The 10,589-nt window shown below is 39.0% G+C and carries 12 protein-coding genes; 5 read left to right on the top strand and 7 right to left on the bottom strand.

Annotated elements, in window-relative coordinates; translation table 11 throughout:
- The first annotated feature begins 27 nt into the window (after positions 1-27).
- The 4 genes from SOI81_RS17385 (at position 28) to SOI81_RS17400 (ending at position 3,631) form a co-directional block, all read left to right on the top strand.
- Entirely contained in the window at positions 28-1,083 is a 1,056-nt protein-coding gene (locus tag SOI81_RS17385) for an aromatic ring-hydroxylating dioxygenase subunit alpha (protein ID WP_320541068.1), read from the top strand.
- Positions 1,084-1,139: 56 nt separating this feature from the next.
- Positions 1,140-2,465, top strand: a complete 1,326-nt coding sequence (gene guaD / locus SOI81_RS17390; RefSeq protein ID WP_320541069.1) for a guanine deaminase — start codon at positions 1,140-1,142, stop codon at positions 2,463-2,465.
- Between the two features lie 214 nt (positions 2,466-2,679).
- Complete coding sequence (hpt, locus tag SOI81_RS17395) at positions 2,680-3,207, top strand: hypoxanthine phosphoribosyltransferase (protein WP_002115408.1); 528 nt, start codon at positions 2,680-2,682, stop codon at positions 3,205-3,207.
- A 172-nt stretch (positions 3,208-3,379) separates the two neighbouring features.
- The gene (locus SOI81_RS17400; protein WP_002115476.1) at positions 3,380-3,631 is read left to right on the top strand and encodes a GlsB/YeaQ/YmgE family stress response membrane protein; all 252 of its coding nucleotides are present in this window, start codon (positions 3,380-3,382) and stop codon (positions 3,629-3,631) included.
- 52 nt (positions 3,632-3,683) lie between these two features.
- Here the strand turns inward: SOI81_RS17400 and SOI81_RS17405 are convergent, their stop codons facing one another.
- Positions 3,684-4,382: a DsbC family protein gene (locus tag SOI81_RS17405; RefSeq protein WP_239976419.1), complete on the bottom strand. Its 699-nt coding sequence runs from the start codon at positions 4,380-4,382 to the stop codon at positions 3,684-3,686.
- 94 nt (positions 4,383-4,476) lie between these two features.
- Positions 4,477-5,454, bottom strand: a complete 978-nt coding sequence (gene dmeF / locus SOI81_RS17410; RefSeq protein ID WP_320541070.1) for a CDF family Co(II)/Ni(II) efflux transporter DmeF — start codon at positions 5,452-5,454, stop codon at positions 4,477-4,479.
- Between the two features lie 42 nt (positions 5,455-5,496).
- On the opposite strand from dmeF, the gene SOI81_RS17415 reads away from it, so the two are divergent.
- Positions 5,497-5,760 carry a metal/formaldehyde-sensitive transcriptional repressor gene (locus tag SOI81_RS17415; protein WP_239976421.1) on the top strand — a complete coding sequence of 88 codons (264 nt, stop codon included), beginning with the start codon at positions 5,497-5,499 and terminating at the stop codon, positions 5,758-5,760.
- A gap of 48 nt (positions 5,761-5,808) precedes the next feature.
- Here SOI81_RS17415 and mnmE read toward each other — a convergent pair whose 3' ends face one another.
- The 5 genes from mnmE to rpmH all read right to left on the bottom strand — a co-directional run bounded on the left by mnmE (position 5,809) and on the right by rpmH (position 9,908).
- Positions 5,809-7,164, bottom strand: coding sequence for a tRNA uridine-5-carboxymethylaminomethyl(34) synthesis GTPase MnmE (gene mnmE / locus SOI81_RS17420; RefSeq protein WP_239976422.1), 1,356 nt, complete (start codon positions 7,162-7,164; stop codon positions 5,809-5,811).
- A 90-nt stretch (positions 7,165-7,254) separates the two neighbouring features.
- The gene (gene yidC / locus SOI81_RS17425; protein ID WP_016142631.1) at positions 7,255-9,015 is read right to left on the bottom strand and encodes a membrane protein insertase YidC; all 1,761 of its coding nucleotides are present in this window, start codon (positions 9,013-9,015) and stop codon (positions 7,255-7,257) included.
- Positions 9,016-9,020: 5 nt separating this feature from the next.
- Positions 9,021-9,341, bottom strand: a complete 321-nt coding sequence (yidD, locus tag SOI81_RS17430) for a membrane protein insertion efficiency factor YidD (protein WP_016142632.1) — start codon at positions 9,339-9,341, stop codon at positions 9,021-9,023.
- A gap of 10 nt (positions 9,342-9,351) precedes the next feature.
- Positions 9,352-9,744, bottom strand: coding sequence for a ribonuclease P protein component (gene rnpA / locus SOI81_RS17435; protein WP_005063921.1), 393 nt, complete (start codon positions 9,742-9,744; stop codon positions 9,352-9,354).
- Positions 9,745-9,773: 29 nt separating this feature from the next.
- Positions 9,774-9,908: a 50S ribosomal protein L34 gene (gene rpmH, locus SOI81_RS17440; RefSeq protein WP_000831329.1), complete on the bottom strand. Its 135-nt coding sequence runs from the start codon at positions 9,906-9,908 to the stop codon at positions 9,774-9,776.
- Positions 9,909-10,589: the final 681 nt, after the last annotated feature.

The raw sequence follows: 10,589 nt of genomic DNA on the forward strand, positions 1-10,589 counted from the left end.
GCCCTGATTTTTTTAAGGAGTGATGCTATGAATGCTATTCCAACTTTAACGCCACTTGCCATGCCATGTAACAGCAGTTTTGATGCAAAAGATTGGGAAATTTTATCAAGTCATTGGTATCCAGTTGCCCGTATTCAAGATGTCTCTACCGCGCCTCAACGCGTCACGCTACTAGACGTCAACATGGCACTCTATAAAACAGAAAGTGGTGAAATTCATCTGGTCCGAGACATTTGTCCTCATCGCGGTGTTCCTTTAACCAAAGGTTGGGTCGATGGTGATGACATTGTGTGTCCTTATCATGGTCTACGCTATAACACCGAAGGCAAATGTATTCAAATACCAGCTCAACCCGAGTTAACCAAAATTTCTGATCGTTTTTCTCTGACCAAATTTCCGGTTGTGCAAAGATACGGCCTCATTTGGACCAGTATTCATGGTCGTGATATTACTCAAGCCAATATTCCTGTATTAGATACTTGGGACCATGCAGAGCATCAAGCGATTTTGCCACCTTTTGTGGATATTGGCGGTTCTAGTGGACGTCAACTTGAAGGGTTTATTGATGTCGCTCATTTTGCTTGGGTACATCACAATGCCTTTGCGAGTCGTGATAATCCCGTCGTCCCTAAATATCACACTGAACGTACTGAATATGGCTTAAAAACGGTCTATATCAGCAATGTCAGTAACTATCCGCATGAGCTAAAGCATCTCGAACCAGAAGGCTTTTTATGGAAGCGCACCTTTGAAGTCTATCCACCTTTTTCAGCCGTGCTTACAGTCGATTTTCCAGAAGGTGGGGTCTTAAAAATCTTGAATGCGTGCTGTCCTATTTCGAGCAATAAAACCCGTTTATTTGTTCCACTCACCCGTAACTTTGATCAGACAGGTGATTTAGAAAAGGTATACGCATTTAATGCTCAAATTTTTGCCGAAGATCAAGACATGGTCGAATCACAAAAGCCAGAAGAACTACCGCTTGATTTAATGATGGAAGCACATTTTGAAGCAGACCGTTCATCAACGACTTATCGACGGATTTTGGCTGACTGGGGACTAAGTAAACGTTATACCGTTTAAATCTTGGCTAACTGGGGTACAATCAACCGAAAAAAGTGAAAATATATAGGCTTTCCATGTCATCGATTGCAAATACCACCGTTGTGCGTGGTCGTTTTTTAGATATTCAACAAACTGTCTCTGAGCCAACTGATATTCCAAATCAAGTACGTTATTTGGAAGATGGTGTATTGATTAGTGAACATGGAAAAATCAAATGGTTTGGAGCATGGGAAGACGCTCAACAGCATCTTCCTACTGGAGTTGAAGTTCAACATTACCCAGAGCAATTGATTGTACCTGGCTTTATTGATACCCATATCCACTTTCCACAAACCGAAATGGTAGGAGCTTACGGCGAACAACTTTTAAGCTGGCTCAATACTTATACATTCCCAACTGAAATCCAGTTTCATGACAAAGCATACGCAAGTGAAATTGCCCAGTTCTTTGTTCAGGAACTGTTAAAACACGGTACAACTACAGCCCTCGTTTTCTGTACAGTTCATCCCGAGTCTGTTGATGCTTTATTTGAAGCCGCAGAGCGCGTTCAGATGCGTTTAATTGCAGGGAAGGTACTCATGGACCGTAATGCTCCTGAAGCGCTTTGTGACACGCCAGAAACAGCTTACAACGACACCAAGGCACTCATTGAAAAATGGCATGGTAAAGGCCGTGCTCTATATGCGATTACACCACGTTTCGCACCGACGTCTACACCTGAACAATTAGAAAGAGCAGGGCAGTTAAAACAAGAATTTCCGGATGTTTACGTACATACGCATTTAAGTGAAAACAAAGATGAAATTGCTTGGGTAAAATCTTTATTTCCTGAACAAGCAGGCTATTTAGATGTTTATCAACATTATGGCCTGACTGGTAAGCGTTCTGTATTTGCGCATTGCGTTCACTTAGAAGATGAAGAATGGCAATGCATGCATGATACGCAGTCTGCTATCGCATTTTGCCCAACTTCAAACTTGTTCTTAGGCAGTGGTTTATTCCCATTGAAAAAAACATGGGAAAAACAAGTAAAAGTGGGCTTGGGTACAGATATCGGTGCTGGTACATCGTTTAGTTTACTGCAAACCGTTAACGAGGCTTATAAGGTACAGCAGTTACAAGGCGATAAACTTTCAGCTTATGAAGCGCTCTATCATGCAACTTTAGGTGGAGCAAAAGCGCTTGATTTACAAGATCAGTTAGGCAATTTCAATGTCGGTAAAGAAGCAGATTTTGTTGTATTGAATCTTAAGCCGACCGCATTACAGCAACTGCGCCAGTCTAAATCTAAATCTGTTGAAGATTCGCTGTTTGCTTTATTCACTTTAGGTGATGACCGTAATATTGAGGCGACTTATATTTATGGAAAACGTGCTTATCAAAAAGAAACAGCCCAATAAAAATCGGGTGGTTAAGTTTTTGTTATTATTTGGAATATGTGCTGTTTTGTTAAAACGTGATCGCCATAATTCGCAAAATGATAAAATTTCAAAGTCATCAAAGGGTGCATGAAACGTCATTTTGCTTTAAAATTTTACCATTAACTCAGATTTTCGAGGTGTTGCAGGTCAACACCTTTTTTATTTTTTCTTTTATATCTTGTAGGAATCTGCCATGACTGTTGCAATGAGCATCATGATTTCAACCGAAGAAATTCAAGCAAAAGTCAAAGAGCTCGGCGAGCAAATTAACGCTCACTATGCAAATAGTGATAAAGAATTAGTCCTTATTGGATTACTTCGTGGTTCTGTTATTTTCATGGCAGACTTGTGCCGTACCATTACCAAACCGCATGAACTCGACTTCATGACAGTGTCTAGCTACGGCGGTGGTACGACTTCAAGTCGAGATGTTAAAATCTTAAAAGATCTTGACGGTGAAATACGCGGTAAGGATGTACTGGTTGTCGAAGATATTATCGACTCTGGCAATACCTTAAGCAAAGTAGTTGAAATGTTGCAAACTCGTGAGCCAAATTCGATTCAACTTTGCACATTAGTGAGTAAACCATCTCGCCGTGAAATTGATCTCGAAGTTAAATTTTTAGGTTTTGAAGTAGAAGACAGATTCATTGTAGGCTACGGCTTAGACTACGATCAAAAATATCGCCACTTACCTTTTATCGGTGAAATTGGTTTATAAATTTCATAAAAATTGCACCGCAAGGTGCTATTTTTTTATATAAAACCTTAGCTTTGAACAAAAAAGACACAAAAAGTCGCAATCTGCTACAGACAAAATAGACAGCTCTACCGCACGATACAATATGAAGCAAAATCATTAACTTCATCAAAAAAACAACTGGAGAACAAATATGTGGTCACTTATTGTCGCTATTGTAGTTGGTTTCTTTGCTGGCTTAATCGCTCGCGCTTTGCATCCAGGGGATGATAAAGCAGGTTTCATCGTAACTACCTTGATTGGTATTGCAGGTTCACTTTTAGCCACTTATGGTGGTCGTTTACTTGGACTATATGGCGAAAACTCAGCTGCGGGCTTCATCGCATCCGTGATTGGTGCCATCGTTATTTTGTTTATCTACAATTTGATTGCACGAAAAAGCTAAACTTTAATTCATTTATAAAAAAAGCACCTTGGGGTGCTTTTTTTAATTTATTTTAAAGGCCTAACTCTTTCCAAACTGCCTGAATTTCTTCAGCAGAGCGTGCGCCCACCAGCTTAAAACCATTTGCAAAAATTAAGGTAGGAGTGCCATTAAAACCTAGTTTTTTTCCTAATTCCAAATTACGGTCAATTGGGTTTACACAGCTCGCAGCTATTGGTTTAACCCCTTGCTGAATCAGTTTTTTCCATGAGTAAGATTGATTCGGTGCACACCAAACCTGTCTAGAAACCACAATAGACTGAGGCTTTAAAGGATAGATAAAGGTGTAAATAGTTACGTCTTTAAGCTTATCGAGTTCAGGTTCAAGCTGCTTGCAATAAGGACAGTTTGGATCAGAAAAAACGGCTAAAACATGCTGTCCATTACCTTTGACTGTTTTAATGGCATCTTTTAAAGGCAGCTGTTTCCAATCAATTGAGTTTTGTCCTAACACCAAATCTTTGGTTAAGTTCTTCTGGTCTTTTAATCTAATCATAGAACCTACAAACATATGCTGCCCATCTTCACCCACATAGATGATTTGCTGATCGAGATTAGCGCTATATAGCCCAGACATTTCGGTTTTCTGAATATTACTAATTTTCAAATTAGGATATTGTTTTTTAATATTTTCCCTAACAGTATCTACATTAGCGAAACTCATAGTTGCAGTTAAGCTAAATAACGCCAATATTCCTAATTTTTTAAGCATAAAACCGACTCTAGGTAGGAGAGGAGATTATTTTAATCAGTTCTGTTTTCAAAAGCTGAATTGATTACCGAGTTATAACCAAACTGCCACTCATTTATGCCAATGTTTCACGTGGAACATAAGTAGGTTTTAGAATATTAATTTCTACTGATATATGCACAATTTCCTCATGAATCGATAAAGCATGACGAATCAGGTCTGCATTTAAAGAAATATCATCAGTCTCTAGGGCCAAAATACAAGAAAACTTACCTTTGGCGACTTTCCAAACATGAAGATCCGTAATTTCAAGGTTCTTAGGAAATTCAGCAATCACTTCACGAATTTCTTCTACCACTGGATGATCCATTTCTGCATCTAGAAGTGTTTTCCCTGTCTCTTTCATTAAGCCAAGAGACCATTTTGCAACCAAAATAGCACCTAAAATCCCTAAAAGTGCATCTAAAAAATCCCATCCGAAATATTTACCTGCGAAAAGCGCAACAATTGCAAAAACAGAAGTGACTGCATCTGCAACCACATGTAAAAAAGCAGCTTTTTGATTTAAATCATGGTGATGATGCCCATGGTCATGATGGTGATGGTGATGGTGATGGTGATGGTGCCCATCATCGTGAAGTAACCATGCACAAATCAAGTTAATGACCAGACCTAAAATTGCAATAGGAATCGCTTCATTATAAAAAATCTCAACTGGATTAAATAAACGTTGTATCGACTGAAGTGCCATAAAAATAGCGACAACCATCAGCAAAATTGCACTGCTATAGCCCGCTAAAATCTCGATTTTCCATGTTCCGAAACTAAACCGACGATCTTTGGAGTAATGACGAGCCGCACGATAAGCAAAATAGGCTAAACCGAGTGCCAACATATGTGAGCTCATATGCCAACCATCAGCCAGAAGCGCCATTGAATTAAAAAACCATCCACCGAATATTTCTAACACCATCATGGATGCCGTTAAAATTGTTGCAATCAAAATACGTTTTTGTGCAAGTGGATTTCCTTCATCAAACTGATGTTGATGATGACGTGATACACTATGTTCCTGCATAAAATTTAAACCCAATATACTCCCTACCAGTATATTAAATTATACAAGAGAACACAGATGAGTCACGTCGGTCAGGATAAAAAAATAGTTAATCGTGTAAAACGACTAAAAGGGCAAATTAATAGTATTGAGCATGCTGTTGAGCAACCAGATATTTCATGCATAGAAATACTTCAACAAGTTGCTGCAATTAAAGGGGCAATAAATGGCCTGATGAGTGAATTGATGGAACAGCACTTACACCACCACGTGCTCAAAGAAGCAAAAGTCGATCAGAATGAATTAGATGAGTTTTTAAAAGTTTTTAAAAGATACGGTTAACAAAATGACTGAATGACACAGCTAAGTGCATCATTCAGAGTTTTTTAATTATTTTCCAATACAAAATGAACCAAAGATTTTGCCTAAAAGGTCATCGGCACTAAAGTCGCCGGTAATTTCACCTAAAGCATTTTGAGCAAGACGTAGTGATTCAGCAACCAGTTCACCTGCGTTAAACACAACGAGTTGCTCGCGTGCTTCTGAAAGATAGAGCTGTGTGCGCTTCATTGCGTCTAAATGACGTGTTCTTGCAATAAAGGTGTCTTCCTCAGGATGAAAGCCTGCATGCGCTGTAATCGCCTCTACGAGGCCTTGTACGCCCATCTCTTGTTTCGCTGAAACTGTAATATGACGGAACCCTTGATAATCGCCTATTTCAGCTAATTGACCAGTTAAATCGCATTTATTACCAATTAACATTAAACGACGTGGTTCAATGTGTTCAGCAAAATATTCTTGAGCAAGTTTTAATGGATCATCACCTTGATTTAAATCATAAACCAGTAATAACAAATCAGCCTGTTCAATTTCTTTGATTGCTCTACGAATCCCTTCTTTTTCAACGATATCTCCTGTTTCACGAAGGCCCGCAGTATCTGTTAAGGTGATTGGTAGGCCATTTAAGCTAATTTTTTCATGTAAAACATCACGAGTTGTACCGGCAATATCAGTCACAATTGCACGCTCAACACCAGCAAGTGCATTCAATAAGCTCGATTTACCCGCATTTGGTTTACCCGCAATAACAACTTGTAAACCTTCACGTAATAATTGCCCTTGTCGTGCAGAGGTTTGAACAGCATGTACCGACTGCTGAACATCTTCAAGTAGAGCTAAAATTTTGCCATCTGCCAAGAAATCGATTTCTTCTTCAGGAAAATCAATTGCGGCTTCAACATGTAAGCGTAAATGAATCAGTTTTTCTAAAACTGTATTAATTTTTGTTGAAAAAGCGCCTTGTAAAGAACGAACTGCAGAGCGTGCCGCAGCTTGCGAAGTCGCATCAATCAAATCAGCAATAGCTTCCGCTTGTACCAAGTCCATCTTGCCATTTTCAAAAGCACGCATGGAAAATTCGCCAGCTTTTGCAGCGATTGCGCCCAGCTCAAATAGACGTCCCAGCAAGGCATTTTGAATGACTGGACCACCATGACCTTGTAGTTCTACAACATCTTCACCTGTAAACGAGTGAGGATTGGGAAAGCATAGAACAATCCCTTCATCCATAATGCTGCCATCAGCATCATAAAATTTACGGAAACCCGCCATACGCGCTTCTGGCAAGTTCTTTTGTGTCAGTTTTTGAGCAATTTCATAAGCCTTAGGTCCAGATAGGCGAATCACGCCCACACCACCACGCCCTGGTGGCGTTGCAATTGCGGCAATCGTGGTTTGACTTTGCATATTATTCACCTAAAAACCTAAAATCCAGCCAAAGAAAAATCCGCCTAAGATTACCATCTTAAGCGGATTTATTCAGCAAAAGTTCAACGATTAAGAAGCTGATTCAGTCTTATTGATACGACCTTTTTCAACGCTCTTATTAATAAACGACTGCTGTAAAATAGTAATACTGTTGTTCACGATCCAGTACAGCACGAGACCTGCAGGGAAGAACAACATAAATACCGTGAACATAATCGGCATAATGCGGAACACTTTTGCCTGCATTGGATCAGCGGGTTGTGGGTTCAACATTTGCTGCGCAAACATGGTAGCACCCATGATTAACGGCAAGATGAACCAAGGATCCATTGCTGACAAGTCTTGAATCCAGCCTAACCATGGTGCATGACGTAATTCCACACTTTCCATGAGTACCCAGTACAAAGCAAGGAAAATTGGCATTTGTAGCAATAATGGTAAACAACCTGAAAGTGGATTTACTTGTTCACGCTTGTATAAAGCCATCATTTCTTGCGAGAAGCGCATACGGTCTTCACCGAACTCTTCTTTCATGCGTTGCATTTCTGGTGCAATCACACGCATTTTCGCCATAGAACGATAACTTTTTGAAGATAAAGGCCACAAGATCATCTTCACCATAATGGTAAGCAAGATGATTGACCATCCCCAGTTACCCACAATGCTATGGAAGAATTGCAGACCTAAGAACAAGAGTTTAGCAATTGGCCATAACCAACCATAATCAACAGTCTGATTTAAACCTACAGCTAAATCTTTTAATTCTGATTGTACTTTTGGACCTGAATAAAGTTTTGCATCCACTTCCATTGAAGTGCCTGCCGGAACATTAATCACTGGTGAGGTAAAACCAATGATATTCATGTGATCAGCAGATTGACGAGATTCAAGCTTAGCTACATAAGGCTGACCATTGGCTTGAGTCAACTTAAGATTTCCAGGAATCCAAGCACTTACAAAGTAATGCTGAACAATTGCTACCCATCCACCCTTCGCTTCAGTATTTACTTTTTCTTCTGAGAAATTAGCAAATTTAAGCTTATTGTAATGTGCATCAGGTGTTCCCCAAGCTCCCCCTAAGAAAGTTCCTAGAGTGAAAATACCTTGAGAAGACTTACCAGGATCTTCAGAATTATCGCGCTTTAATTGTCCAAACATCTGACCTTGCCAGCTTTGTTGGCTACGGTTAATGACTTGATGTTTTACAACAATTGGATATTGACCTTGAGTAAAGGTAAAAGTCTTAATAATTTCAACGCCTTCAGGTGTTTTAAATACCATTGGAACGTTTAAAACTTTTTCAGATTGACCCTTTTGGTCCTGTACACCCTTAGCATCAGCCAAAGTATATGATGTCTTTTCAACAGCATATAATGGACGACCACCACGACTACTATCTGGTCCATTCAAACCAATTAAGCCAGATTGAGCAACATATGTACGCTTGGCATCATTTTCAAGCATAACAAAAGGTTGATCGCTGTCTTTGCTTTTGTCGTGTGAGAGTAATTCAATACGAACAATATCACCACCCTTTGGATTGATCCAAATATGGTAAAGGTCAGTTTGTACTGAAATAAGCTGTTGATTCACAGGTGCAGTTGCATCTGTGGTTTGTGACTGCGCAATATTTGCTTGTGGCACATCGGAAGCCACTGTTGCATTTTTAGCATTTGGCAAATCAGCAGATACTTCATGCGAGCTTACAGCCGCCGCTTGTTGTTGCGGTGCAGTTGCAGCATTTCCATAATCTTTTTGCCAAGCCAAAATGAGCAAATATGCGGTGACAAACATGGCCCCGAGAATTGCAAACCTGGCCCATTGTTGCATATCTATTACCCCAAATGGTTAGAGAGATTTTGCTTCAGTAAACGATCACGAAAGGGTACAGCAACATGATGCGTTTGAGAATCTATTTGATGAAACGAAATAAAACGAATTGCTTTTGGCGGTACCGGATCATATCCAGATCCTCCCCACGGATGACAACGACAAATCCGTTTAGAAGATAACCAAACGCCTTTTATCGCACCATGAGTGTGCAATGCTTCTATCGCATATTGGGAACAAGTCGGGATATAACGACAACGGGGTCCAAGAAGCGGACTAATCGCAATTTGATACAGTCGAATCAACCAACGTAGAAAACGGACCATTGGCTATCTCTTAATTCTGCGAGGTTGTGCCAACTTTAGAATGTTTTTTTGCTAAGCGCTGTAATTTTTGCCAAGCAAAATCTAATTGTTGATATAGCTCAGCATTCGTAATCGTTTCTATACCAACTTTCGGCATCACTACAACATCTATGTCTGATCCAAAATTCGGCTGATGTAGACGAAAGCTCTCACGAGCAAGACGTTTTATTCGATTTCTTTCATGCGCTCGGCGCACTTTTTTCTTAGCAACAACAATACCCAAACGGCTTTTAGGCTGTTCGGTTAATTTTGCAAGAAATAAAAAATGGGGTTGATGCACTTTAAAAAGCGCACCATCAAATACACTTTTATAATCTGCAGCACAGCGTATTCGCACGTCTGTGCTAAAACTGTAAAGTGTCATCACACCCAAGTCTGGTCAGCGTAACAGTATTAAACAGTTAAGCTATGACGACCTTTTGCACGACGACGAGCTAATACTTGACGACCAGCTTTAGTTGCCATACGAGCACGGAAACCATGAACGCGTTTACGCTTTAATTCAGATGGTTGGAAAGTACGTTTCATATTGAAACTCCCAAAAATGATCTTTCTATAAAGGTCCGCGATTTTATTGTGCAATGTTTACGCTGTCAATGAAAAACTAAGAAAGTTTTGTATTTAACCCAAATTTTTAATCTTTTTACTTCTTTTTATTCTTTCCATAATTTAGGGCAATATATAGCTTTAAAAGTTATACACAAAGTAATTGTCTATTTTTATTAGAACTTTTAATATATACACACCTTATATACATATTTATCAACAAAACAAGATATCATCTTGGTTTTGATTTACAGCATTTGAATTTAAATTCATATTTTGCAGTTATCCACAAAAGATCATCCTCCTATTAAATAAATTCAAATTTAGAAATTTAAATTTATTCTTATTAGAGGTGACTTTTTCTGTGGATTTCGCACTTTTAAAGTTAAAAAACATGTATTTGGGTTGTTGATAACTCTGTTTTTATTATATTTATGGATTGTGGATAAGTTTATGTGTTAATTTATCCACAGGTTGTGCAAAAAGTTATACACAAGCCGATTTGAATTTAAATTTATTCACAAGAGATTTCTTTTTAGACAAAATCAAACGAAATCGTCATGACAGATGTGGATAACTTGGTTAGAATGGCGACCCCTTCTCATCAGGAAGGGTTAATCTTTAGATTATTTGAATTTAAAAACGCAGAAATAGGGGATACAC

This window comes from Acinetobacter pittii (genome assembly GCF_034067285.1).
Lineage (GTDB): Bacteria > Pseudomonadota > Gammaproteobacteria > Pseudomonadales > Moraxellaceae > Acinetobacter > Acinetobacter pittii_E.

Coding starts and splice junctions, on each gene's coding strand:
- SOI81_RS17415 (WP_239976421.1), top strand. CDS start 5,497: ATGAGTCACGTCGGTCAGGATAAAAAAATAGTTAATCGTGTAAAACGA.
- SOI81_RS17405 (WP_239976419.1), bottom strand. CDS start 4,382: ATGCTTAAAAAATTAGGAATATTGGCGTTATTTAGCTTAACTGCAACT.
- rnpA (WP_005063921.1), bottom strand. CDS start 9,744: ATGACACTTTACAGTTTTAGCACAGACGTGCGAATACGCTGTGCTGCA.
- yidD (WP_016142632.1), bottom strand. CDS start 9,341: ATGGTCCGTTTTCTACGTTGGTTGATTCGACTGTATCAAATTGCGATT.
- hpt (WP_002115408.1), top strand. CDS start 2,680: ATGACTGTTGCAATGAGCATCATGATTTCAACCGAAGAAATTCAAGCA.
- yidC (WP_016142631.1), bottom strand. CDS start 9,015: ATGCAACAATGGGCCAGGTTTGCAATTCTCGGGGCCATGTTTGTCACC.
- mnmE (WP_239976422.1), bottom strand. CDS start 7,164: ATGCAAAGTCAAACCACGATTGCCGCAATTGCAACGCCACCAGGGCGT.
- SOI81_RS17400 (WP_002115476.1), top strand. CDS start 3,380: ATGTGGTCACTTATTGTCGCTATTGTAGTTGGTTTCTTTGCTGGCTTA.
- rpmH (WP_000831329.1), bottom strand. CDS start 9,908: ATGAAACGTACTTTCCAACCATCTGAATTAAAGCGTAAACGCGTTCAT.
- SOI81_RS17385 (WP_320541068.1), top strand. CDS start 28: ATGAATGCTATTCCAACTTTAACGCCACTTGCCATGCCATGTAACAGC.
- guaD (WP_320541069.1), top strand. CDS start 1,140: ATGTCATCGATTGCAAATACCACCGTTGTGCGTGGTCGTTTTTTAGAT.